This window comes from Crossiella sp. NPDC003009 (assembly GCF_053591555.1).
The window spans coordinates 1-23,636 of sequence record NZ_JBSFUA010000015.1 but is presented as its reverse complement, the minus strand read 5'-3'; the positions used below and the strand labels follow the sequence as shown (position 1 = coordinate 23,636).

The 23,636-nt window shown below is 72.1% G+C and carries 27 protein-coding genes; 7 read left to right on the top strand and 20 right to left on the bottom strand.

The genetic code is table 11. The annotated features are described in order from the left end of the window. Position 1: 1 nt before the first annotated feature. The 3 genes from ACWDY5_RS18345 to thyX are packed head-to-tail and all read right to left on the bottom strand — an operon-like array spanning position 2 to position 1,960. Complete coding sequence (locus ACWDY5_RS18345; protein WP_449723373.1) at positions 2–619, bottom strand: TIGR03085 family metal-binding protein; 618 nt, start codon at positions 617–619, stop codon at positions 2–4. 22 nt (positions 620–641) lie between these two features. Then, complete coding sequence (locus ACWDY5_RS18340; RefSeq protein WP_449723372.1) at positions 642–1,202, bottom strand: N-acetyltransferase family protein; 561 nt, start codon at positions 1,200–1,202, stop codon at positions 642–644. 5 nt (positions 1,203–1,207) lie between these two features. Next, a complete protein-coding gene (gene thyX / locus ACWDY5_RS18335) occupies positions 1,208–1,960 on the bottom strand; it encodes an FAD-dependent thymidylate synthase (protein WP_449723371.1) in 753 nt (250 codons plus the stop codon). Positions 1,961–2,059: 99 nt separating this feature from the next. Here thyX and ACWDY5_RS18330 point away from each other — a divergent pair, with 99 nt between their 5' ends. Then, positions 2,060–2,620, top strand: a complete 561-nt coding sequence (locus ACWDY5_RS18330; protein ID WP_449723370.1) for a toxin-antitoxin system HicB family antitoxin — start codon at positions 2,060–2,062, stop codon at positions 2,618–2,620. Between the two features lie 19 nt (positions 2,621–2,639). Continuing rightward, positions 2,640–3,566 (top strand): DUF4097 family beta strand repeat-containing protein, encoded by a 927-nt coding sequence (locus tag ACWDY5_RS18325; protein WP_449723369.1) that lies wholly within the window; start codon positions 2,640–2,642, stop codon positions 3,564–3,566. Positions 3,567–3,612: 46 nt separating this feature from the next. Here the strand turns inward: ACWDY5_RS18325 and ACWDY5_RS18320 are convergent, their stop codons facing one another. Beyond that, positions 3,613–4,848: a winged helix-turn-helix domain-containing protein gene (locus tag ACWDY5_RS18320; RefSeq protein ID WP_449723368.1), complete on the bottom strand. Its 1,236-nt coding sequence runs from the start codon at positions 4,846–4,848 to the stop codon at positions 3,613–3,615. Between the two features lie 202 nt (positions 4,849–5,050). Here ACWDY5_RS18320 and ACWDY5_RS18315 point away from each other — a divergent pair, with 202 nt between their 5' ends. After that, on the top strand, positions 5,051–5,812 hold the full coding sequence (locus ACWDY5_RS18315; protein ID WP_252480767.1) for a S1 family peptidase: 762 nt from the start codon (positions 5,051–5,053) through the stop codon (positions 5,810–5,812). 197 nt (positions 5,813–6,009) lie between these two features. Beyond that, a complete protein-coding gene (locus tag ACWDY5_RS18310) occupies positions 6,010–6,804 on the top strand; it encodes a S1 family peptidase (RefSeq protein ID WP_449723367.1) in 795 nt (264 codons plus the stop codon). 70 nt (positions 6,805–6,874) lie between these two features. Here ACWDY5_RS18310 and ACWDY5_RS18305 read toward each other — a convergent pair whose 3' ends face one another. Next, positions 6,875–7,912, bottom strand: coding sequence for a methyltransferase (locus tag ACWDY5_RS18305; RefSeq protein WP_449723366.1), 1,038 nt, complete (start codon positions 7,910–7,912; stop codon positions 6,875–6,877). 80 nt (positions 7,913–7,992) lie between these two features. On the opposite strand from ACWDY5_RS18305, the gene ACWDY5_RS18300 reads away from it, so the two are divergent. Further along, positions 7,993–8,553: an N-acetyltransferase family protein gene (locus tag ACWDY5_RS18300; protein ID WP_449723365.1), complete on the top strand. Its 561-nt coding sequence runs from the start codon at positions 7,993–7,995 to the stop codon at positions 8,551–8,553. A gap of 71 nt (positions 8,554–8,624) precedes the next feature. Further along, positions 8,625–9,104 (top strand): VTT domain-containing protein, encoded by a 480-nt coding sequence (locus ACWDY5_RS18295; RefSeq protein WP_283666308.1) that lies wholly within the window; start codon positions 8,625–8,627, stop codon positions 9,102–9,104. Positions 9,105–9,126: 22 nt separating this feature from the next. On the opposite strand, the gene ACWDY5_RS18290 is transcribed toward ACWDY5_RS18295, so the two are convergent. The 11 genes from ACWDY5_RS18290 to ACWDY5_RS18240 all read right to left on the bottom strand — a co-directional run bounded on the left by ACWDY5_RS18290 (position 9,127) and on the right by ACWDY5_RS18240 (position 20,649). Further along, on the bottom strand, positions 9,127–9,567 hold the full coding sequence (locus ACWDY5_RS18290) for a hypothetical protein (RefSeq protein ID WP_449723364.1): 441 nt from the start codon (positions 9,565–9,567) through the stop codon (positions 9,127–9,129). 10 nt (positions 9,568–9,577) lie between these two features. Continuing rightward, the gene (gene dapB, locus ACWDY5_RS18285; protein WP_449723363.1) at positions 9,578–10,363 is read right to left on the bottom strand and encodes a 4-hydroxy-tetrahydrodipicolinate reductase; all 786 of its coding nucleotides are present in this window, start codon (positions 10,361–10,363) and stop codon (positions 9,578–9,580) included. Then, positions 10,360–11,622 (bottom strand): M16 family metallopeptidase, encoded by a 1,263-nt coding sequence (locus ACWDY5_RS18280; protein ID WP_449723480.1) that lies wholly within the window; start codon positions 11,620–11,622, stop codon positions 10,360–10,362. The genes dapB and ACWDY5_RS18280 overlap by 4 nt, the downstream gene beginning before the upstream one ends. 116 nt (positions 11,623–11,738) lie before the next feature. Continuing rightward, positions 11,739–13,988: a polyribonucleotide nucleotidyltransferase gene (locus ACWDY5_RS18275; RefSeq protein ID WP_449723362.1), complete on the bottom strand. Its 2,250-nt coding sequence runs from the start codon at positions 13,986–13,988 to the stop codon at positions 11,739–11,741. Positions 13,989–14,270: 282 nt separating this feature from the next. Continuing rightward, a complete protein-coding gene (gene rpsO, locus ACWDY5_RS18270) occupies positions 14,271–14,540 on the bottom strand; it encodes a 30S ribosomal protein S15 (RefSeq protein ID WP_086785274.1) in 270 nt (89 codons plus the stop codon). A gap of 133 nt (positions 14,541–14,673) precedes the next feature. Next, complete coding sequence (locus tag ACWDY5_RS18265; RefSeq protein WP_449723479.1) at positions 14,674–15,111, bottom strand: 2'-5' RNA ligase family protein; 438 nt, start codon at positions 15,109–15,111, stop codon at positions 14,674–14,676. Positions 15,112–15,293: 182 nt separating this feature from the next. Beyond that, a complete protein-coding gene (locus tag ACWDY5_RS18260; protein WP_449723361.1) occupies positions 15,294–15,773 on the bottom strand; it encodes an XRE family transcriptional regulator in 480 nt (159 codons plus the stop codon). A gap of 126 nt (positions 15,774–15,899) precedes the next feature. Beyond that, positions 15,900–16,859: a bifunctional riboflavin kinase/FAD synthetase gene (locus ACWDY5_RS18255; protein ID WP_449723360.1), complete on the bottom strand. Its 960-nt coding sequence runs from the start codon at positions 16,857–16,859 to the stop codon at positions 15,900–15,902. 28 nt (positions 16,860–16,887) lie between these two features. Further along, a complete protein-coding gene (gene truB / locus ACWDY5_RS18250; RefSeq protein WP_449723359.1) occupies positions 16,888–17,796 on the bottom strand; it encodes a tRNA pseudouridine(55) synthase TruB in 909 nt (302 codons plus the stop codon). A gap of 11 nt (positions 17,797–17,807) precedes the next feature. Beyond that, positions 17,808–19,091, bottom strand: a complete 1,284-nt coding sequence (locus ACWDY5_RS18245; RefSeq protein ID WP_449723478.1) for an MFS transporter — start codon at positions 19,089–19,091, stop codon at positions 17,808–17,810. Positions 19,092–19,290: 199 nt separating this feature from the next. Next, entirely contained in the window at positions 19,291–20,649 is a 1,359-nt protein-coding gene (locus ACWDY5_RS18240; RefSeq protein ID WP_449723358.1) for an MATE family efflux transporter, read from the bottom strand. A 27-nt stretch (positions 20,650–20,676) separates the two neighbouring features. Here ACWDY5_RS18240 and ACWDY5_RS18235 point away from each other — a divergent pair, with 27 nt between their 5' ends. Then, the gene (locus ACWDY5_RS18235; RefSeq protein ID WP_449723357.1) at positions 20,677–21,204 is read left to right on the top strand and encodes a CGNR zinc finger domain-containing protein; all 528 of its coding nucleotides are present in this window, start codon (positions 20,677–20,679) and stop codon (positions 21,202–21,204) included. Between the two features lie 65 nt (positions 21,205–21,269). On the opposite strand, the gene ACWDY5_RS18230 is transcribed toward ACWDY5_RS18235, so the two are convergent. The 4 genes from ACWDY5_RS18230 to ACWDY5_RS18215 all read right to left on the bottom strand — a co-directional run bounded on the left by ACWDY5_RS18230 (position 21,270) and on the right by ACWDY5_RS18215 (position 23,487). Further along, positions 21,270–21,452: a hypothetical protein gene (locus ACWDY5_RS18230; RefSeq protein ID WP_449723356.1), complete on the bottom strand. Its 183-nt coding sequence runs from the start codon at positions 21,450–21,452 to the stop codon at positions 21,270–21,272. Positions 21,453–21,546: 94 nt separating this feature from the next. After that, positions 21,547–22,572 (bottom strand): DHH family phosphoesterase, encoded by a 1,026-nt coding sequence (locus tag ACWDY5_RS18225; protein ID WP_449723355.1) that lies wholly within the window; start codon positions 22,570–22,572, stop codon positions 21,547–21,549. A gap of 96 nt (positions 22,573–22,668) precedes the next feature. Further along, complete coding sequence (rbfA, locus tag ACWDY5_RS18220) at positions 22,669–23,154, bottom strand: 30S ribosome-binding factor RbfA (protein WP_252480753.1); 486 nt, start codon at positions 23,152–23,154, stop codon at positions 22,669–22,671. 36 nt (positions 23,155–23,190) lie between these two features. Then, complete coding sequence (locus tag ACWDY5_RS18215) at positions 23,191–23,487, bottom strand: DUF503 domain-containing protein (RefSeq protein WP_252480752.1); 297 nt, start codon at positions 23,485–23,487, stop codon at positions 23,191–23,193. Positions 23,488–23,636: the final 149 nt, after the last annotated feature.

Genomic DNA, 23,636 nt, shown 5'->3' with positions numbered 1-23,636 from the left:
GTCACATGCTGCGGTCGAGATTCTCCACCACGGCCACCGCGCGGGCCTCGCCCTGGAGTTCCACCCTGGCCTGTTCTCGCCCGAAAGAGTGCATCAGCAGCTCGGCGGGTTCACCCACGATGGTCACCGGGCTGGGCCCCTTCCGGACCACCGCGCGCTGTCCGTCCGGCCGCTGCAGCACCAGCCCGACCGGGCTCTTGCGGTAGGTCAGCCTGGCCGACATCCGGACCGTGCGCCACAGCGGCTCCTGGTCCAGCTCCCTGGGCTCCCAGTCCGGCTGGGCGCGGCGGACGTCCTCGTGGTGGATGAAGTACTCGGCCCCGTTGACCAGGTCTTCCAGGCCGGGCAGGCCGAACGGGGAGTACCAGGGCGGGCCGGTGCGGATCAGTTCGAGCAGCTCGGCCCACGGCTTGGCCGCGAACTCCTCCTGCACCCGCTGGGTGTGCCCGGCGAAGACGCTCAGCGCGATGCCCGGGGCGGCGTCCGGGCGGCGTTCGCGCAGCACCAGGTGCGCGGCCAGGTCCCGGGTGCGCCAGTCGCCGCAGAGGGTCGGCGCGTCCGGCCCGAGGGCGGTGAACAGCTCGATGAGTTCCCGGCGTTCCGTGCGCGCGATGCCCATGCCACCAGCCTACGACCCTGGCTCAGCCACCGTGGTCAGCGTGGTCGTAGGTCAGCACCGCGACCCGCTCGCCGTGCTTGTTCCCGAAGCCGCCGCGCTCCCGCCAGCCCCAGCGCAGGTAGGCCTGGTACGCGGGGGCGGACGGCCAGGCCAGCAGCCAGCCGTCCCGCCCGGCGAGCGCCTCGGCGACCAGCCGCCTGCCCAGCCCCTTGCCCTGGTGCGCGGGCCGGGTGAACAGCTCGACCAGCTCGAACCGGCCGGGCAGCAACGCGCCCGCCACCGCCGCGCCGCCGATCGAGTCGCTGATCTGGGCGTACAGGCCGGCGAACGGGCTGTCCGGCCCGTGCAGCCCCGGCGGCGTCACCCAGCCCCAGGCGGCGCCGGCCACCGCGCCGTCCGGGTCGCTGACCAGCGCGGCGGTCGCCTCCGGCTGGGTCGCGGCGAAGCCGAGCCGCGCCATCGCCCGGTCCACCTGGGCCTGGTCGTAGCCGTAGGGCGGGGCCGCGAAGGCCTCGGCGTAGGCGGTTGTCAGCCGAGGGCCCAGCCCGGCGAGGCCGGACCCGGTGATCCGCTCCACCAGCATCCGGCTCACCCCTCGGTGACCAGCGGGCTGGAGGCGACCTCGGTGCCGTCGGCGAGGGTGGAGATCTCGAAGTCGCTGAAGACGTTGACGGCGACCTTCTGCAGCTGGCGCAGGCAGTCCACGGCCAGCGAGCGGATCTCCACATCGGCGTGCTCGGTGGCCCGCATCGCGATGAAGTGCCGCCAGGCGCGGTAGTTGCCGGTGACCACGATCCGGGTCTCGGTGGCGTTGGGCAGGACCGCGCGCGCCGCCTGCCGGGCCTGCTTGCGGCGCAGGGTGGCGTTCGCGACACCGGCGAACTTGCGCTCCAGCCCGGCCAGCAGCTCGTTGTAGGCGGCCACGCTGGCCTGCGCCGCGGCCAGGAACTTCTGGTGCAACTCCGGGTCCTCAGCGATGATCTCCGGCTCCACCATCGCGGCGTCGTGCTCGGGCACGTAGCGCTGGGAGAGCTGGGAGTAGGAGAAGTGCCGGTGCCGGATCAGCTCGTGGGTGAGCGAGCGGGACAGGCCGGTGAGGTAGAAGCTGACCGAGCCGTGCTCCAGCACGGACAGGTGGCCGACCTCCAGGATGTGCCGCAGGTAGCCGGCGTTGTCGGCGGTGGCCGGGTTCGGCTTGCTCCAGGACTGGTAGCAGGCGCGACCGGCGAACTCCGCGAGCGCCTCGCCGCCGTCGGCGTCGGTGGTCCACGGCACGTCGGCCGGCGGGAAGAACTCGGTCTTCGCGATGAGCTGGACCTTCGGCCGCACCGTCTCCGTCACGCCGAACACAGTAGTTCGCCGTGCCGCCGGAGCCGCTCGACGGCACGGTGCCGCCATCCGGTCCTTGACTGACGTCAGATATGACGGCATGGTGACGTCATGGATCTCACGAGCTACGTCACCAGACTGCGGGAGGACCTGACCACCGCCGCCTCGGCCGGGGACGAGCAGACCCGGCGGACCGCGGCCGTGCTGGCCGCCGCGCTGGAACCGGCGGCTCGGCTGGCCCTGATGAACGCGTTGTCCGACCTGGCGGCCGAGGTCACCGCGAACCTGGACGGACAGGTGGTGGACGTGCGCCTCGACGGCAGGGATGTGCGGGTCGTGGTCACCCCCGCCGCCGGACGGAGCAGCTCCCGACCTGCGGATTCGGTGCCGCCACCGCCTCCGCCGCCCCCACCGCCGCAGCCGGGGCTCGGCGAGGGCGGCGACATCAGCCGGATCACGCTGCGGCTGTTCGAGGAGCTCAAGGGCAAGGCGGAGAAGGCGGCGAACGCGCAGGGCGTCTCGCTGAACTCCTGGCTGTCCCAGGCCGTGCAGGGGGCGTTGCAGGGACAGGGCACGGGTGAGCGGTCGCGACGTCACGAGTGGCGTCAGGAGCGGCAGAGTGAACAGCGCGAGGCGACGAACAGCCGGTTGCGCGGCTGGGTGCAGGGCTGAGAGAGGGGTGGATGCGACCATGACCGAGGACAGCACCGGCACCGGTCACACGGCGAGCCGGACCGAGGAGTTCGCCGCCGAGGGACCGGCCGAACTGCACGTGGAGATCGGCTCCGGCCGGATCGAGGTGCGCCTGTCGGACCAGCCGGGGGTGCACGTGCGGCTCACCCACGACCCCGACTCCGGCACCGGCTTCGGCAACCAGCTCACCGGCCTGCTCACCTGGGTCACCGACCAGTTCGGCGCGGGTGGCATGAGCGGCGCCGCGGACCGCGAGCCCGCCGACATCGGCGCGGAGGTGCTGCGCCGGACCACGGTGGAGTTCACCGGCAACCGGCTGCGCGTGCGCACCCCGTCCGACCTGCCGCTGCGCATGGTCCCGGTGAAGGTGGAGGTGCAGGCGCCCAGCGGCTCGCACGTGACCGCGCACAGCGGCTCCGGCGACGTCACGGTGACCGGCGCGGCGAACCGCCTGGATGTCAACACCGGCACCGGGCAGATCGCGGTGGACCGCGCCGACGGCGCCGCCTCGGTCAACGCGGGCTCCGGCAGCGTCCGGCTCGGCCCGATGCTCGGTGGGCTGCGCGCCCGCAGTGGCAGCGGGGACCTGGAGGTCTCCTCGGTCGGCGGGCCCAGCGAGCTGACCACCAGCCGCGGCAGCGTGTGGCTGGGCGCGGTGCAGGCCGATGTGCGGGTGCGCACCGGCACCGGCGACCTGACCGTGGCCGACGCCGCCGAGGGCAAGCTCGAACTGCGCACCGGCTCCGGCGAGCTGCGCATCGCGATCCGGCCCGGCGTGGCCGCCGAGCTGGACCTGGAGTCCAGCTACGGGCAGGCGCGCAGCGAGCTGGACATCCGCGGCGACAACCCGCCGGATGACCTGACCCTGCGCATCACCGGCCGCACCGGCTACGGCAACGTCGTGGTGACGACCTCCTCCTGGTAGGTCGCGCCCGCACCGGATCGCCCCGGGGGTGGTGGCGGTCGGGGGATCAGCGGAGCGCGGCGGCCAGGTCCACGGCCAGGTCGCCGCGCCCGCCCACCGCCACCCCGGACAACCCCAGCCACTGCGCCATCAGCGTCAGCTCCTCGGCCAGCTCGGCCACCACCCGCGCCCTCGGGTGCTGCCCCGGCCCCTCCTCCAGGAACGCACCGGGCACCCGCAGCAGTCCGGCCGCCCGGTCCGCCTTGAGGTCCACCCGCGCCGCCAGCTGTTCATCGAGCAGGAACGGGAACACGTAGTAGCCGTGCACCCGCTTCGGCGCCGGCACGTAGATCTCGATCCGGTAGTGGAAGCCGAACATCCGCTCGGTGCGGGCCCGTTCCCAGATCAGCGGGTCGAACGGGCACAGCAGCGCCCGCGCGGCCACCTTGCGCGGAGTGCGCGCCCGCACATGCCGATAGGCCTGCCGCCCCCAGCCGAGTACCTCGACCGGTTCCAGCTCGCCCTCCTCGACCAGCTCGGCCACCGCCTGCCGGGCGCCGGCCACCGGCAGCCGGTAGTAGTCGCGCAGGTCGGTCTCGGTGGCCACGCCCAGCGCCACCGCCGAGCGCAGGATGAGCTCGCGGTGCGCCACGTCCACCGGCAGCTCCGGCCGGCCGAGGACCTCCGGCGGGATCACCCGCTCCGGCAGGTCGTAGAGCCGCTCGAACGAGCGCCGGGTGCCGGTGGTCAGCCCGCCGACGGCGAAGAGGTACTCGCAGACCATCTTCACCTCCGAGCGCTCCCACCAGGCCCCCGGCCCGCGTCCCTGCCCGCCGAGCTCCTTCTCGAGCGCGCCCGCGCCGACCGGCCCCAGCTCCTTGACCGCGGCCAGCACGTCGGCCACCAGCTCGGGGGTGTCCACCGCGGCCTTCCAGTGCCTGCCGCGCAACGACTCGTAGTGGTTCATCCGCCACCGGAACAGCGGCCAGTCCGCCACCGGCAGCACGCTCGCCTCATGTCCCCAGTACTCCACCAGCAGCCGCGGCCTGCGCGCGCTGTGCGACCAGGCGGCCTCGTCCAGCAGCTCGGTCGGGTAGGCGCCGAGCCTGCTGAACAGCGGCGCGTAGTGCGCGCGGACCGCCACGTTGACCGAGTCGAGCTGGATCAGCTGGGTCCGGTCCAGCACCCGTTGCAGGTGCCGCCGGGTCGGGGTCGAGGTGGGTCGCGGATCGGCGAATCCCTGGGCGGCCAGGGCGGTGCGCCGGGCCGCGGCGGGGCTCATGGTCTGCACCCGGCCGATCATCGCAGCCGCCCCTGACAAATCCCGGCGAGTCCTGATGATCCCGGCAGGCGAGAACGTTTGTTCAAAACTCCGTGGCCTACCCGCCGTTCGATGGGTTCACCCGTAAGTGTGAGGCCACCCACACTCTGTCCGGTTTCACCATTCCGAACCGCCGCGGCTCCCCTGCCTTGGCCCGGCGGTTCGCCGATCGAGGGGTTTGACCATGCGAGGGAAGAAGACCCTGCGTTCCATCCTGGCCACCATCGCGGTGAGCGGTTCCCTGCTGCTCGGCGCCCTGCCCGCCGCGGCCGCGCCCACGACCACCCAGGACGTGGATCCGCTCATCGTCGGCGGCGGCTTCGTCAGCTCCGCCAAGCCGTGGATCTCCGCCCTGCACCGCAACGGCGGCTTCACCTGCACCTCCAGCATCATCGCGGCCCGCTGGGTGCTCACCGCGGCGCACTGCGTCGAGGCGGCGGGCACCTACTCGGTGCGGGTCGGCTCGCTGACCCGCAGCAGCGGCGGCACCACCGCCACCGCCCGCCGGGTGATCAAGCACCCCAGCTACGCCTGGCCGAACGCCGACATCGCCCTGGTCGAGCTGAACACCAGCATCAACACCACCTACTCGGTGCTGGCCACCAGCGCGGACATCGCCACCAACCAGGCGGCCACCGCCTACGGCTGGGGCTCGGAGAAGGCGGACTGGTCCGGCCCGCTGCCCGAGCGCCTGAAGTACGCCGACGGCAAGGTCTCCGACGCCAACTGCGCCTCGGCCACCCCGAGGGTGCTGTGCACGCAGACCAACGGCAGCATCGCCGGCGGCGACTCCGGCGGCCCGGTGTACGTGCGCAGCCCGCGCACCGGCCAGATGATCCAGGGCGGCGTGTGCGCCATCGGCCACAAGCCGGCCGGCAGTGGCTGGGCCGGCTACACCAACGTCGCGCTCTTCCGCGACTGGATCCGCTCCTACGCGGGCGTCTGACGACCGAGGGGCAGCAAGGAGGGGCGCCATCCGGCCGGGGTGGCGCCCCTCTGCTTGTCTAGAGAACCCGTTTTTCGACGAATTCCACGGTCCCTCCGAAGGGATCCGCCACCGGTGTCCCGCTCGCACACTCGACCCTGCGGCCAGGCTACCGCCGCCGCATCCCTGTGCGCCGCCACCCCTGTGAAGGACACACCATGCGAGGAACAACGAAGCTCCTGCGCGCCACCGTGCTGGCCCTGTTCGTCTGCGCGACCGCCGCCACCGCCCCGGCCGCCACCGCCGCTGACAACACCGCCGTGCCCGAGGCCACCGTCGCCCACCCCCTGGCCCCCGAGACCACCACCCCGGCCGGGGACTCCGGCGCCGAGCCGTTCATCGTGCGCGGCGGCACCGTCACCCAGAACATTCCCTGGATCGTCTCGCTGGCCTACAACGGCAGCCACACCTGCACCGCCACGATCATCGCGCCACGCTGGGTGCTCACCGCCAAGCACTGCACGCAGCGACCGGTCGCGAGCTTCAGCGTCCGGGTCGGCTCGCTCAAGCGCAGCAGCGGCGGCCAGACCGCCAAGGCGACCCGGCTGGTCAACTACAGCGGCCGCAACGACGTGAGCCTGGTGCAGCTCGACCGCGACATCAACACCACCTACTCCCAGCTCGGCGCGGCCGGTTCGGTGCGGGTCGGGTCCGCGGACACCAACTACGGCTGGGGCGCGACCAAGTCCGACTGGTCCGGCCCGCTGCCGGAGAACCTGAAGTACGCCACCGGCTCGGTGGCCTCGCTGGGCTGCCACGGGGACAACACCCTGATCTGCGTGCGCAACAACGGCGAGGTGGCCGGCGGTGACTCCGGCGGCCCGATCATCGTCAACGGCGTGCAGGTCGGCGTCTGCTCGATCGGCCACAAGCCCACCCAGAACGACGGTTTCGGCGGCTACGCCGACATCACCGGCCTGCGCAGCTGGATCAAGCAGGTCGCCGGGGTCTGAGCACCCCGAACGGCCTTTCGTCACGGTGACGGAGGCGGGCGCGCGGGTCCGCCTCCGTCACCGCTCGGGCTCAGACCGGCCGCGCCTCCAGCACGTGCATCTCCGGACGTTCCGGCAGCGGGTACGCCTCGGCGAGGGTGAGCCCGCTGTCGGCGAACACGCGGCTGAACTCGGCCAGGGTGCGCTCCCGGCCCGGGGTGAGCGCGAGCATCTGCATGTCGCTCATCACCGCGCTCAGCGCGCCCTGCTCGCGGAGGTCGACCGGCAGCACGGGCTCGACGACCAGCACCCGCCCCTCCGGTCCCATCGCCGCGCGGCAGTGCCGCAGGATCGTCACCGAGTCCTCATCCGACCAGTCGTGCAGGATGCTCTTGAGCAGGTAGCGGTCCGCCCCCTCGGGCACCCCCGCGAAGAAGTCCCCGCCCAGGGCGATCGCCCGATCGGCCACGCCCGCCGCGGCCAGCAGGGCGGGAGCGGCGCTGACCGCGGCCTGCGTGTCGTAGACCGTGCCGCGCAGGTGCGGGTGCGCGGTGAGCAGCGCGGCGAGCAGGGTGCCGTCCCCGCCGCCGACGTCGACCAGGGTGTGCACCGCGCTGAAGTCGTAGGCCGCGGCCAGTGAGGGCGCGACCATCCGGGTCGAGCCGGCCATGACCCGGTGGAAGGCGGCCGCGGCGGCCGGGTCGCGGTCCAGGTGCTCGAACAGGCCGTGGCCGTGCACGCGGTCGAAGGCGGTCTCGCCGGTGCGCACGGTGTGGGTCAGCTCGGTCCAGGCCTGGCTGAGCACCGGGTCCAGCGCCAGCTCGACCACGCCGCGGATGGAGCCGGGGACCTCCCGGCGCAGGCACTGACCAAGCTCACTCAGGTGCAGCACGCCGTCCCGCTCCTCGACCAGACCGAGCGCGACCAGCGCCCGGACCAGGCGGGACAGCGACGGCGGGTGGGTCTCGGTCGCGGCGGCGAGCTCGGCCAGCTCCCGAGGGCCTTCGGCGAGCAGCTCCGGCAGGCCCAGTTCCAGCGCGACCCGCAGGACGTGGGTGTAGGCGAACCCGAAGGCCAGGCGGGCCAGCTCGGCGGGTGTGCTCGGTGCGGCGGCGGATCCTTCGCTCATGACAACCCCCAAGGAAACGACTGCTTTGGTTAGCCTTACCTAAATTATATCGGGCTGGTCAACCGGATAGGTTGTGTCGCATGGCAGACGCCGCCGTCCGGCCCGCACTCCCCACTGACGCCGCCGAGATCGCCCGCATCCAACGGGTCACCTGGCAGACCGCCTACGCGACGATCCTGCCCGCCGAGGTGCTGGCCGGGCTGGACGTCGAGGAGACCGAGCGGCTGTGGCTGGAGGCGGTGACCTCCGGCCCGGCCACGGTGCTGGTGGCCACCGAGGGCGAGTGGGTGGTCGGCTTCTGCGCCGCTGGCCCGGCACCCGCCGAGGAGATCGCCGCCGCGGACGGCGCGATGCCGGTGGACGCCGAGACCACCGCGCTGGTCAGCGTGCTGCTGGTGGAGCCCCGGTGGGGCCGTCGCGGCCACGCCGGCCGGCTGCTGGGCACGGCCGCGGCCACGCTGCGGGCCGCGGGCGCGCAGCGTGGGGTGACCTGGGTGGCCGAGGCGGACCAGGCGTCGATGAACTTCTTCCGCGCCGCGGGCTGGGACACCGACGGCACGGTCCGCACCCTGGACGCCGGTGGCAGGCCGCTGCGCGAGTTCCGGCTGACGGGGTCGCTGGAGTTGTCCCTGGTGGACTGATCCCGCAGGTCACCGCTTGTCAGCGGCCGCCGGGTAGGCTGACGCGGAGAAGGCGGGAGCGCGGTGTGCTGATGTGGTTGGCGCTGAGCCTGGGCATGGGCATCGCGTCGGCGCTGATCCCCATCATCGTGCTCGAGGCGTACGTGCTCGGCGTGGTCCTGGCCCAGCCGGACCTGCCGTGGTGGGCGATGGGCCTGGTCGTGGCCGTCGGTCAGGTCGCGGGCAAGCTGCTGTACTTCTACGCCGGCCGCGGCGACATCACCCTGCCCAAGTTCCTGCGCCGCGACCGCGACCCGGACCGCCCGCGGGGCAAGTGGGGCGAGCGGCTGGACCGCTTCCGCGAGGTGTGCGCGCGCAGGCCGGGCTGGTCGTACTCGGTGATGCTGCTGAGCGCGACCGCGAGCGTGCCGCCGTACGCGGCGATCGCGGTCATCGCCGGAGTCGCCAGGGTGTCCCTGCTGAACTTCGTCTCGGCCTGCCTGATCGGCCGCTTCGCCCGCTTCGCGGCACTGGCCGCGGCCCCTGCCCTGATCAGCGGCTGGCTGATCTGACCACGCCGACCGCCAGTCGCGGTCAGGCGTTGCCCAGTTCGATGGCCTTGCGCATCGCCTCGCGCGCCCGCCGCCGGTCCCCGGCGAGGTCGTAGGCCTGGGCGAGCTTGAACCAGCCGCGCCAGTCCTCCGGCGCCGCGTCCACCTCGGCCTTGCGCTCGGCGAACCAGGCGTCCGCCGCGTCCCGCTCCACCCGTCCCGACGGCCGTCGCGGCAGGCCGCTGACATCCGGCAGTTCACCCGCCTCATCCAGGCGGCGGGCCAGGGTCTCGGTCCGGCTGCCGAAGCGCAGCTCCGCCAGCACCATCCAGGCGCCCAGGATCGGCAGGATCAGGATGGCCAGGCCCAGCACCGCGCCCACCGCCGTGCCCGAGGTGACCAGGGTGTAGGCGCGTTCGGCCAGCAGCACCAAGTACACCGCGAGCACGGCGGTGAGGATGTAGGCGACTCTGCGTGCGTTCATCGGCGGGCGGTCACAGATCGAGCAGGGATTCCAGGCCGAGGGTCAGCCCCGGCCGGCCGCGCACCGCGCGGATGCCCAGCAGCACCCCCGGCATGAACGAGCTGCGATCCAGCGAGTCGTGCCGGATGGTCAGCGTCTCCCCCGCGGTGCCGAAGAGCACCTCCTGGTGCGCGACCAGGCCGGACAACCGCAGCGAGTGCACCCGGATGCCGTCGACGTCCGCGCCGCGCGCGCCGTCCTGCTCCTGCGTGGTGGCGTCCGGGATGGGCCCCATGCCCGCCTTGACCCTGGCCTCGGCGATGAGCCGGGCGGTGCGGGCCGCGGTGCCGGAGGGCGCGTCGGCCTTGCGCGCGTGGTGCAGCTCGACGATCTCCACCGACTCGTAGTACTTCGCGGCCAGCTCGGCGAACCGCATCGACAGGATCGCGCCGATGGCGAAGTTCGCCGCCACCAGCACGCCCAGCTCCGGCTTGTCCCGCAGCCAGCCGCGGATCTCCGCCAACCGCTGGTCGTCGAACCCGCTGGTGCCCACCACGCTGTGGATGCCCTGCTCGACGCAGTAGCGGATGTTGTCCATCACCACGCTGGGGTGGGTGAAGTCGACGACCACCTCGGCGCCGGCGTCGCCGACACTGGCCAGCCAGTCGCCCTCGTCGACCATGGCGACCAGCTCCATGTCCTGCGCGGCGTCCACCGCGCGGCACACCTCGGCGCCCATCCGGCCGCGCGCGCCGAGCACCCCGACGCGAATCGGCTCGTCGGCGGAATGTGCCTCGGACTGGGCGGGGGCCGTCATGCGATCACCTCGTGCACCTCGTTCGGCAGGTCGTCGGCAGAAGCGTACGGGCCGACCACCGCGGCGCTGAGCGGGCGTTCCAACAACTCCCGCGCGAGCTCGGCCACCTGCTCCGAGGTCACCGAGTCGATCCGCGAGAGGGTCTCCTCCACGGTGAGGTGGTCGCCGTAGTTGAGCTCGCCCTTGCCGATCCGTGACATCCGCGAACTGGTGTCCTCCAGCCCCAGCACCAGGCCACCGCGCAGCTGCCCCTTGCCCCTGGCCACCTCGGCGGGCCGCAGCCCGTCCCTGGCGATGCCGGTGAGCACCGAGCGCACCACGCCCGCTACCGCGCCGAGCCGCTCCGGCTGACAACCCGCGTACACCGCGAGATGCCCGGTGTCGGCGTAGGCGGCGACCGAGGAGTACACCGAGTACGCCAGTCCGCGCCGCTCCCGCACCTCCTGGAACAGCCGCGAGCTCATCCCGCCGCCCAGCGCCGCGTTGAGCACGCCGAGGGCGAAGCGCCGTTCGTCATGCCGGTCCAGCGCGGGCACGCCGAGCATCAGGTGCGCCTGCTCGGTGTCGTCCTCGCAGAGCACCAGCCGCGGCCCCCGGGTGATCTCCGCGACGCCGACCCGCGGCGGCTGCGGCGGCGGACTGCCGACCAGGCGGTCGCCGAGCGCGGTCCGGGCCAGCTCCAGCACCTGCTCGTGCCGCACGTTGCCGGCCGCGGCCAGCACCATCCGGGGCAGGGTGTAGTTGTCCCGGTAGAAGCCGTAGAGCGCGTCCCGGCTCATCGCGGTGATCGACTCCTCGGAGCCGAGCACCGGCCGCCCGAGCGGGTGGTCGCCGAGCATCGCGGTGCAGAAGGCCTCGTGCAGCAGGTCCTCCGGGTCGTCGTCGCGCATGGCGATCTCTTCCAGGACCACGCCGCGTTCCAGCTCCATGTCCGCATCGGCGCACACCGCGTCGAAGACCACGTCCCCGACCAGGTCCACCGCCAGCGGCAGGTCCGCGTCGAGCACGTGCGCGTAGTAGCAGGTGTGCTCCTTGGCGGTGAAGGCGTTCAGCTCACCGCCGACCGCGTCGATCTCCTCCGCGATCTGCACCGCGTCGCGCCGCTTGGTGCCCTTGAACAGCAGGTGTTCCAGGTAGTGCGCGGCGCCGGCGACCTCCGGCGGCTCGTCCCGGGAGCCGATGGCCACCCAGATCCCCACCGACGCCGAGCGCACGCCCGGCAGTTGTTCGGTGATCACCCGGAGGCCGCCCGGCAGCATGGTGCGCTGCACTGCGCAGTCCTCCGAGGTGCGCTCCAACACCTCGGTCACAAAGTCCTCCGATACGGCGCAGGGGGCGCCGGAAGCGCCCCCTGCCCTGTTGTCGTCCCGCGACGTCACGCGTCAGCCGGCTCCGGGGTGGCGTCCGCACCCTCGGTCTTGGCGTCGGCGGCCTTGGCGGCGTCCTCCTCGTTCACCACGACGAGGCTGATCTTGCCGCGCTGGTCGATGTCGGCGATCTCCACGCGGAGCTTGTCACCGACCTTGACCACGTCCTCGACCTTGTTGATCCGCTTGCCGTTGCCCAGCTTGGAGATGTGCACCAGGCCGTCCTTGCCCGGCAGCAGCGAGACGAACGCGCCGAAGGCCGCGGTCTTGACCACGGTGCCCAGGAAGCGCTCGCCGACCTTCGGCAGCTGCGGGTTGGCGATGGCGTTGATCATGTCGATCGCGGCCTGCGCGGACGGACCGTCCGCGGCCCCGACGTAGATGGTGCCGTTGTCCTCGATGGAGATGTCGGCGCCGGTCTGGTCGGTGATCGAGTTGATCATCTTGCCCTTCGGCCCGATCACCTCGCCGATCTTGTCGACCGGGATGGTCACCGAGGTCACGCGCGGCGCGTACGGGCTCATCTCGTCCGGGCGGTCGATGGCCTCGGCCATGACCTCCAGCAGGGTGAGCCGAGCGTCGCGGGCCTGGTCGAGCGCACCGGCGAGCACGTCGGAGGGGATGCCGTCGAGCTTGGTGTCGAGCTGGAGCGCGGTGATGAACTCCTTGGTGCCGGCGACCTTGAAGTCCATGTCACCGAAGGCGTCCTCGGCACCGAGGATGTCGGTCAGCGCGACGTAGCGCGTCTTGCCGTCGACCTCGTCGGAGACCAGGCCCATGGCGATACCCGCGACCGGCGCCTTCAGCGGCACACCGGCGTTGAACAGCGACATGGTGGAGGCGCACACCGAGCCCATCGAGGTGGAGCCGTTGGAGCCCAGCGCCTCGGAGACCTGGCGGATCGCGTAGGGGAACTCCTCGCGGGTGGGCAGCACGGGCATGAGCGCCCGCTCGGCCAGCGCGCCGTGGCCGATCTCGCGCCGCTTCGGGGAGCCGACGCGGCCGGTCTCACCGGTGGAGTACGGCGGGAAGTTGTAGTGGTGCATGTAGCGCTTGTGCGTCTCGGGCGACAGCGAGTCGATCTGCTGCTCGAGGCGCAGCATGTTCAGCGTGGTGACACCCAGGATCTGGGTCTCGCCGCGCTCGAACAGCGCGGAGCCGTGGGTCCGCGGGATGACCGCGACCTCGGCGCCGAGGCTGCGGATGTCGCTGACCCCGCGGCCGTCGATGCGGACCTTGTCGCGCAGGATCCGCTGGCGCACCGACTTCTTGGTCAGCGAGCGGAAGGCCGCGCCGATCTCCTTCTCCCGGCCGGCGAGCTCGGCGTCGGCGTCGGGCACGAGCGTGTCCAGCACCTTGACCTTGAGCTCGTCCAGGCGGGACTCGCGCTCCTGCTTGTCCGCGATGGTGAGCGCCTGCGCCAGGTCGGCGGCCACGGCGGCCTCGACGGCGGCCAGGACGTCGGCCTCGTAGGCCAGGAAGACCGGGTAGTCCGCGGTCTCCTTGGCGGCGTTGCCGGCCAGCTCCTGCTGGGCCTCGCACAGCACCCGGATGAACGGCTTGGCGGCCTCCAGACCAGCGGCCACCACCTGCTCGGTGGGCGCGGCGGCGCCACCGGCGACCAGCTCGATGGTCTTCTCGGTGGCCTCGGCCTCGACCATCATGATCGCGACGTCGTCACCGACGATGCGGCCGGCCACGACCATGTCGAAGACGGCGTTCTCCAGCTGCTCGTGGGTCGGGAAGGCGACCCACTGGCCCTCGATCAGGGCGACCCTGGTGCCACCGATCGGCCCGGAGAAGGGCAGGCCGGCGAGCTGGGTGGAGGCGGAGGCGGCGTTGATCGCCAGCACGTCGTACAGGTCGCTGGGCGCGAGGCTCATCACCGTGACGACGACCTGGATCTCGTTGCGCAGGCCGTCCACGAAGGACGGGCGCAGCGGCCGGTCGATGAGGCGGCAGGTGAGCACCGCGTCGGTGGAGGGACGGCCCTCGCGGCGGAAGAACGAGCCGGGGATGCGGCCCGCGGCGTACATGCGCTCCTCGACGTCCACCGTCAGCGGGAAGAAGTCGAGGTGGTCCTTGGGGTGCTTGGACGCCGTGGTCGCGGAGAGCAGCATGGTCTCGTCGTCCAGGTAGGCGACGACGCTGCCCGCGGCCTGACGGGCCAGGCGGCCGGTCTCGAAGCGAACGGTCCTGGTGCCGAACTTGCCGTTGTCCAGGACAGCGGTCGATTCGTAGATCTCGACATCGGTCACGTGGTTACTCCTCTTTGTTTCTCTCTCATGTAGGGCCACCACGCGGCTGTCCCGGCGGAAGTGTCGCGACGAACGTCTGCCGGTCTTCGATCGAAGCCCCCGGGCGTCCTGCCCGGGAACCACTACCGAGGACCGGCGTCCTCACCTCCGCTGCCTGGGACGGCGCGGGCCCTTGTTCGGTCTGGCTGGCTTTCTACTGCATCCAGCCCATGCGCGCGCCTTGAGCGCGCGGTCGTGATGTACCGAGGGGGAGCGGCCAGGCCACTCCCCCTCGGTCTCAAGTCAGCGGCGCAGGCCGAGACGGGCGATCAGCGAGCGGTAGCGCTCGATGTCGCTCTTCTTGAGGTAGTCCAGCAGGCGACGGCGGCGGCCGACCATCAGCAGCAGTCCGCGACGCGAGTGGTGGTCGTGCTTGTGGGTCTTGAGGTGCTCGGTGAGGCCGCTGATGCGCTTGCTCAGCAGGGCCACCTGGGCCTCCGGCGAACCGGTGTCGCCCTCGTGGGTGGCGTACTCGCCGAGGATGGTCTTCTTCTGGTCAGTGGACAGTGCCACGCGTGTTTCTCCTGTACTTCACTCGTTCCGTGCGGACCCCTCGCCGATCAGGCGGGGGTTGGACGGTGCCGGCCGCCACGGAACGCAGCCGGACCCAAAGATTGAGGGTAGCAGCCGTTCGGCGCAGTGCGTCTCAGCCCGTCAGGGCGAGCCGCGCCACAGAGTGATAGCTGGGCCCGAGCGGGGTCCGGTCACTGCGGACCAGGGCGACCTCCGCTGGTGTCCACCAGGGGCCAGTGTAGTCGGTCAGCCGGGTGGTCAGCGAACGTGTTTCCGGACGGTCGCCGGACCACCGCAGCAGGGTCAGGTGCGGGTGGTAGCGCTCCGGGTCGGCGCCCGCGGCGACGGCGAGGGCGCGCAGCGCCTGCTCGTCGGCCGGGCTCGCGTACTCGATCCCGGCCCACAGCACGCCGCGGAACTCACCCCATCCGCTGACGCACAGCCGTGGCGCGCGCAGTCCGGGCAGCCGTCGCGCCAGGGAGGCGGTGCGGTCCTCGACGGAGTCCGGTCCGTGGAAGCACAGCGTGAGGTGCCAGCGCTCGATCGGCTCGGCCCGCGCGCCCGCGCCCACACCGCTCAAACCGGTGTCCGCACCGGTTGAACCAGTACTACCGGTTGAACCGGTGTCATTAGTCAAACCGGTGTCGTCGGCCGAACCATTCGGGCCAGCCCCCGCACCGGCTCCGATGTGCGCGGCAAGATGACCGGTCACCTCAGGCGGCGGCCAGATCGCGGTGAACAGCCGCGCCTGGCTCAGGACTCCTCCGCGGCCCGGCGCAGCAGGTCGGCCAGCGCCGGGTAGCGGGTGGACAGCAGGTCGGCGGCGCCGCTGAGCTCCTCGGCGACGGCCAGGTCGCGCAGCCGGTTGAGCGTGGCCTGTTCGGCCCGGCCCTCGTCCACCGGCAGAGTGTCCATGCTCACCTTGGGCCGGGAGTCCCGGACCTGCACCAGCGCCTCGGCGATGGCGGCCTTCTCACCAGCGGCGACGCCGGGGGTGAGCACCCGCCGCTCGAGCATGACCATCCGGGCGAGCACCGAGGGGTTGCCGATCTTCGCGCGCCGGCCGCTCATCACCTGGCTGAGCATCGGCGCGCTGATGCCGAGCACGTCGGCCAGCTGCGCCTGGGAGATGTCGTAGGCGACGACCAGCCGCCGGACCCGGTCTCCCAGCGGTTCGCCGTACCACTCACGCTGAAGCGCGAGGTTGCGCTGGACGATCTTCTGTTCCTCCACTGCTATTGCACTCCCAGTTGGCTCGGTCCCCGGCGACCTGCGTTTCAGCGGCTTGAATCCTGCCAGGTCGGACGCCCTGGACCGGCGCGAACCGCCGAGGCGTTCGCAAGTGCACCCGCCGAGGGCTCACTCGTTGGCGAGCAGTTCCCGCGTCCGCGCGACGTCCAGGTGCATCTGTGCGATGAGCGCGTCGACGTTGTCGTAGCGCTCGGTGGCGCGCAGGCGGTGCACGAAGTCCAGCGCGACGCGTTCGCCGTAGAGGTCCTCGTTGATGTCGAGCACGTAGGCCTCGACCCGGCGTTCCCGGCCGGAGAAGGTCGGGTTGGTGCCCACCGAGATGGCCGCGGGCAGCGAGCGGACCTCGCCGGGCACCCCGTGGCTGACGTGCCCGACATGCACCAGACGACCCGCGTACACACCGTCGGCCGGCACCGCGGAATGCAGTTGACTAGAGAGGTTGGCGGTGGGGAAACCGAGCAACCTGCCCCGCTGGTCCCCGCGCACCACGATGCCCTCCAGCCGGTGCGGACGCCCCAGCGCGGCGGCCGCCGCGGCCACGTCACCAGCGTCGATGCAAGCGCGGATGTAGGTGGAGGAGAAGGTGACCGAGTCCTCCGCGAGCAGGCGCACACCCTCGGCGACGAAGCCGAACCGCCCGCCTAGGGAGCGCAGCAGCTCGACGTCCCCGGCGGCGCGGTGACCGAAGCGGAAGTTCTCCCCGACCACCACCGCGGCCACGTGCAGCCGCTCCACCAGCAGCTCGTGCACGAACTCGTCGGCGGGCAGCCTGGAGAGGTCGGGGTTGAACGGCAGCACGCAGAACACGTCGACGCCGAGCTCCTCGACCAGGTCGGCGCGCCTGGCCAGAGTGGTCAGCTGCGCCGGGTGGCTGCCGGCGCGGACGACCTCGGACGGATGCGGGTCGAAGGTCATCACCACGCTGGGCAGGCCGCGTTCCCTGGCCAGCTCGACGGCTCGGGCGATGAGCTGCTGGTGACCGCGGTGCACGCCGTCGAAAACCCCGACGGTCAGCACACAGCGTCCCCAGCCTCCAGGCAGGTTGTCCAGTCCGCGCCACCGTTGCACGAGGCGAGCCTACGGTGCCCCGTGATCGTCAGCCGGACGGGGCGAGCACCACGAGCGGCTTGGCCCGGCCCGCGTTGTCCTTGGCGAGCGCGATCACCTTCCCGGAGGGCGCGAACACCCCGTAGGTGCCGTCGATGCCCGCCGCGGGCAGCGCGCCGCCGTGCGCGAGTGCGGCGGCGGCGCCCGCGTCGACGTCGCAGCGGGGGAAGGCGGTGGCGACCGCGGCGTCCAGGTCCAGGCTCAGCTGCGGCTGCTCCTCCAGCTTCTCCAGCGTGCGCGCCACGGCCAGGCCGAACGGGCCGACCCTGGTGCGGCGCAGCGCGCTGAGGTGCCCGCCCACGCCCAGCTCGCGGCCGATGTCGCGGGCCAGGGCGCGCACGTAGGTGCCGGAGGAGCACTCGACCAGCACGTCGAGGTCGGTGAACTCGCCCTCACGGCGCAGGTTGAGCAGGTCGAAGCGGGCCACGGTGACCGGCCGCGGCTCCAGCACGACCTCTTCGCCCGCGCGCACCCGCGCGTAGGCCCGCTGACCGTCGATCTTGACCGCGCTGACCGAGCTGGGCACCTGCAGGATGTCGCCGGTGAGCTTGGCGATCTCCGCACGTACCGCGTCCTCGGACACCGCGGAGGCGTCGGCGGCCGAGGTCACCTCGCCCTCGGCGTCGTCAGTGGTGGTGGCCGCGCCGAGACGGATGCAGGCCAGGTAGGCCTTGGTGTCCAGGGCGAGATGGCCGAGCAGCTTGGTCGCGCGCTCGATGCCGAGCACGAGCACGCCGGTGGCCATCGGGTCGAGCGTGCCCGCGTGCCCGACCTTGCGGGTGCCCATGATCCGGCGCACCCGCGCCACGACGTCGTGGGAGGTCATCCCGCTCGGCTTGTCCACCACGACAAGACCGGGTGGCACGGGGGGACGTGAGGCGCGTTCAGCTCGGGTCACGAGGCGCGATCCTAAGCAGCGGCCGGCACGGGCACGGCGGCGAGGTCGTCCCAGCGGCGCGCGCGCAGCTGGACCGGCACCTCCTCGCCCCGCGCGGCCGCGGCGAGCACCACCGCGCGAGCACGCCGCCACCACACCGCGGTCCGCCAGGTGCCGAACAGCAGCACCAGCAGGATCGCCGAGAGCGCGACCTGGAACTTGCCGGCGGAGCCGAGCGGCGCGGCGAGCTCGAGCAGCAGCCCGACACTGAGCGCGGCGATCGTGGTCGCGGTGAAGCCACCCACGTTGACCAGGCCGGTCGCCGTGCCGACGGTGCGCAGCGAGTTGTAGTCGCGGGCCAGCGCGAAGGCGACCGTGGAGGCCGGTCCGCCCAGCGAGAGCACCACCAGGGCGAGCGCGACGAGCACGATCGGCGGTTGCCCACCCGGCCAGCCCAGCAGCACCGTCCAGGTCAGCACGGCACCGCCGAGGAAGCCCACCACCAGCGGCATGCGCAGCTCCGGACGGCGGCCGATGAGCGAGCCGAACAGCGGCCCGCCGACGATCGCGCCGAGCACCAGCACCCCGAGCATGGCGCTGGCCACGTGCGGACTCAGCCCCTGCGCCTCGGTCAGGTACGGGTAGCCCCAGAGCAGGCCGAGCACGGCCGGGGCGAACATGGTGGAGAAGTGCACCCAGAACCCCAGCCGGGTGCCCGGGATCCGCCAGGCCGCGGCCACGGACCGGCCGACCGCGCGCAGCGGCACAGGCTCGCCCGCCGGTGCGGGCGCGCCGGCTGGCACATCGCGCAGCCTGGTGCCGGCCAGCACGGCGTAGGCGGTGGTCAGACCGCCCGCGACCAGGAAGGTCAGGGTCCAACCGACGTTGTCGAGCAGCATGGTCAGCGGCACGGTCGAGGCCAGGTTGCCCGCACCGCCGAGCGCGGCGGAGACCGAGACCACCACGGCGTACTTGCGCGCGGGGAAGTGCCCGGCGATCAGGCGGAGCAGGCTGACCCAGGTCATCGCGTCACCGCAGCCGAGCACGGCGCGGGCGGTGAGCGCGAGCGGGTAGGTCTCGGCGAGCGCGAACAGCATCTGCCCGGCGCCGATGAGCAGCGCGGCCGCGGTGAGCACCCGGCGCGGCCCGAACCGGTCGACCAGCAGGCCGGTGGGGATCTGCATGGCGGCGTAGACGCCGATCTGCAGCACGGTGAACACCCCGAGCGCGGCCGGGCCGACGCCGAAGCGCTCGGCGGCCTGGGGTCCGGCGACCCCGAGTGAGGTGCGGTGGAAGACAGCGGCCACGTACACCATTACCGCGATGGACCAGACCAGCCACGCCTGACGGCGGGCACGCTCGGCCGACAAGAAAACCCTCCAGAGAACAGCAGGAATCACGATGCGAAGTCGGGAAAAGAGTGCGGCCGACGCTGGCCCACTCTAGACATCGGATGATCACTCGTTGGCGTTATCAAGCTGAGACGTGTGCTGTCCCACAGACCCACGAGCGCACTCAGTCGCGCACGGCGCCGACCACCGCCCAGCGCCCGTTGCCGGCCCGCCACAGCACCGCGGCCAGCCGCAACAACATGAACGCGGTGAGCCCCGTCCAGATTCCGAGCAGTCCCCAGCCGAAGACCATGGACGCCCACACCAGCGGCAGGAAACCCAGCGCCGCTGACAAGAGGGTCGCGGTGCGCAGGAACGCCGCGTCACCCGCCCCGAGCAGCACCCCGTCCAGCGCGAACACCACCCCCGCCACCGGCTGCAACGCCACGAAGAACCACCAGGCGTGCGGCACCTCGGCGAGCACCCCGGCATCCGGCGTGAACACCTGCGGCAGCACCCCGGACAACGCCGCGAACAGCACCCCGAGCGCGATCCCGAACACCAGCCCGTACCGGGTCATCTGCCCGGCCAGTGCCCGAGCCCGCCCTGCCCGGCCGGCGCCCAGCTCCGCCCCGACCAACGATTGCGCGGCGATGGCCAGCGAGTCGAGCACTAACGCCAGGAACGTCCACAGCTGCAACACCACCTGATGCGCCCCCGCGGTCGCCGCCGAGGTCCGCGCCGCCACCGCGGCCGCCGAGACGAAGCAGGCCTGGAAGGCCAGGCTGCGCAGCACCAGGTCGCGGCCAAGCCCGAGCTGCGCGGCCATGCTCCGCCAGTGCGGCCGCAACGGCACCCGCTCCACCGCCAGCGCGCGCACGAACAGCACCGCGGAGACGGCCTGCGCGAGCACGTTGGCCACCGCGGACCCCTCCAGGCCCCAGCCGTCGAACTCACCAAGACCGTGCACGAACACCGGGCACAGCACGGCGGAGAGCGCGTTGCCGAACAGCACGTAGCGCATCGGCCGCGCGGTGTCCTGCACGCCGCGCATCCAGCCGTTGCCCGACATCGTGACCAGGATCAGTGGTGCCCCGAACAGCGCGATCCGCAACCAGGAGACGGCGGAGTCCGCGATCGGCCCCTCCCCCGCAAGCACCCGCGCCACCGGCCCGGCGAACAGCTGTCCGAGCAGCACCAGCACCGCCCCCAGCAACAACGCCAGCCAGGTCGCCTGCACGCCCTCGGCGACCGCCTCCGCCCGTCGCCCGGCCCCGTGCAGGCGAGCGGCCCGCGCGGTGGTTCCGTAGGAGAGGAAGGTCAGCTGCGTCGACACCTGCGCGAGCACCACGCCGCCCACCGCGAGCGCGGCCAGCGGCACCGCGCCCAGCCGACCGACCACCGCGGTGTCGACCAGCAGGTAGAGCGGTTCCGCGGCGAGCACCAGCAACGCGGGCAGCGCCAACGAGAGCACTCTCCGCAGCGGAACCTGCTCCACGCCAACCTCCCGGTAAGGTGCTGATAGCGATTTGGCCCCTGACATCCGGCAGCGTAGACGTAAGGACCGACAATGGACAACGCCGATTACCTCGACGTGGCCCTCCGCCTCGCCAACGCGAGCTTGGACAACCTGACCGACCTCCGCGCCGCCCTGCACGACGAGCCCTGGTGGGCCGACCGCACCACCGAAGCCGACCTGGACGCCCTCCGCACCGTCGCCACCGCCCTCCGCCAGGCACTGGCAGCCGCCGTCAACAACGACCCCGATGCCGTCCTGAGCAGGGTGAACACCCTCCTGGCCGCGCACCCGCCGCGCCCACGCCTGTCCGGTCACGGCGACGGCGAGGAGGTCCCCAACTGGCACATCCACGTCGCCGAACCCGACGCCCCACCCGCCCAGGAAGTCGCCGCGGCCGCCGCCTGGGGCCTGGCCCAAGCGGTAGTGCGCCACGGCCTGGACCGCTGGGGCCACTGCGCCGCCGAGGACTGCGCCACCTACTTCGTCGACACCTCGACAAACCGCGCCAAACGCTTCTGCTCCGCCCGCTGCGCCAACCGCGTCCATGTGGCGGCCTTCCGCGCCCGCCAACGCACCTGATCAGCAAGGATTCTCCACGAAGGAGCAACTGGACAGCGCGAAACTCCCGTGCACCAAAGTCTCACTCAGCGCCCAGCGACCACGAAACCGCGCCAGCTTGCGGCGCTGGCATGCCCGCCAACCATCAGCTCTGGGCGTCGCCACCAGCCATTGCCATCGGCATCGGCATCGGCATCGGCATCGGCATCGGCATCGGCATCGGCCCAGTGCAGCTCCTGCTGGCGTTCAGCGCAGCTTCGGCCAGGCATCGCACACAATCGCGGTGTTTGCGCGCGAGCCGCATACCGACCGTCGCGGCAAGCCGGTTCCCATCAGGCCCTGCGCCGCGTCGTCTCCGCTCGGCTACAGCAACGGAGCCGCGTTCAATGCCGCGCGAACCTCGTCGAGCACCTGTTCCAGCGATCCGCGCATCGTGCAGCCCGCCGCCAACCGGTGCCCGCCGCCGCCCAACGCCTGCGCTGCCGCACCCACGTTGACCCTGCCGACCGCGCGCATCGACAGCGACCACTCCTGATCGCCGATCTCCTTGATCACGACTGCGACCTCGGCCTCGGCGGTGCTGCGCACCACGTCGACGATGCTGTCCACGTCCTCGCTGCGCAGGCCGGTCACGTCGCGCAACCGCACCACCGCGTGCACCAGCCCGAAGCCGCGCGCGCCGTCCGGTTCCAGCTGGGCGCCGCCCAGCACGGTCGACAGCATGCCCAGCCAGGCGAACGGGTGGTGGTCCATCAGGGGGCGGGCGGTCGCCTCGGCGTCCACGCCCGCCGCGAGCAGGCGCGCGGCCAGTTCGTGGGTCTGGGGGCGGGCCCGGCGGAATGAGCTGGTGTCGGTGACCAGGCCGGCGTACAGGCAGCGGGCGATGTCGGGGTCCAGTTCGACGCCCAGTTCGTCCAGGAGGCGCAGGACCAGGACCGTGGTCGACTCGGCGCGATCGTCGACGATGTGGTGGGTGCCGTAGCGGGTGTTCGAGGCGTGGTGGTCGATGACCACGACGTGTCCGCCCTCGGCGATGATCCGCGGCACCCGTTCGCCCAGCCAGCCCAGGCGAGCAAGGCTGCCGGTGTCCATGGCGACCAGCACCGGCGGCACCTCGGGCACCTGCGACGGCGGGACCAGCAGGTGCGCGGTGTCGAGGGCGACCAATGCCTCGGGCGCCCGGTCCGGTGCGGAGAAGGACACCCGGACGGTCTTGCCCAGGCGATGCAGGGCGAGGCCGAGGGCGAGGGCGCTGCCGAGGGCGTCCGCGTCCGGGTTCACGTGTCCGAGCAGGGTGACGTCGGTGGCGTCGGCCAGCAGCCGGGCAGCCGCCGCCACCTCGAGCTCGGGCGGGGCCACCGCTCCACGTTCGCCGGCCAGGGCGCTCACCTCCGCGACAGTCCTGCTGCTGTAGCTGACCTCAGGGGGTCAGCCTTGCCCACAACCCCAGGTCACGTCCATGCCTTCCGGCGATATCCGCGCTGTTCAGCGGTGGCGAAGCTCACCGTCAGCCGGCTCGTCCGCCTCGTCCTCGTCCGCATCGCGCGGCGCGCGGTACGGGTCGGCGTCACCGGCGGGGCTGGCCCCGGAGGCGATGCGCGCGACCTCGGCGTCGGCCTCCCTGGCCTTGGCCAGCAGCTCGTCCATCTGCCGCGCCGTGTCCGGCACGGTGTCGGCGATGAAGGCCAGCGTCGGGGTGAATCGCACCCCGGTGCCCTGCCCGACCAGTGACCGGAGCACACCGGTCGCGCTGGCGAGTGCGGCCGCGGCACCGGCGAGGTCCGGCGGCGAGTCCACGGTGTCGCCGAGGACGGTGTAGTACACGGTGGCGTCGCGCAGGTCTCCGGTCACCTTGGCGTCGGTGATCGTCACCTTCGCCAGTCGCGGGTCCTTGATCTGGTGCTCGATCGCGGAGGCCACGATCTGGGCGATCCGCTTGGCCAGCCTGCGGGCGCGGGCCTGGTCGGCCACGGCGCTCACTCCCTTTCTCGGGTCTTGCCTTCTCTGTTACTCGTCTTCCGGGCCGTGCACGCGCCGGCGCGCCGACAGCAGCTCCAGCTCGGGCCGTGCGGCGACCAGCCGCTCACAGGCGTCGAGCACGTCCCGGACGTGCCCGGGGTCCGCGGCCACCAGGGCCACCCCGACCAGGGCACGGCGATGCAGGTCCAGATGGCCGGCTTCGGCGGCGGACACCTCGAACTTGCGGCGGATCTCGGCGATCACCGGACGGACCAGCGACCGCTTCTGCTTCAGCGAATGCACGTCGCCGAGCAGGATGTCGAGTTCCAACGACCCGACGTACAAATGGCATCACCAGTGGGTAAGTCGATGGGTACGGGCCCGGGCCCCCCCCGGGGCGCGGCCGGCCCCCCCCCACCACAAAAGCCCCGCCACACCCCCCAAAACAAAAAAACCAAATATTAAACAACCAAAATAACACCAAAGAATACCAC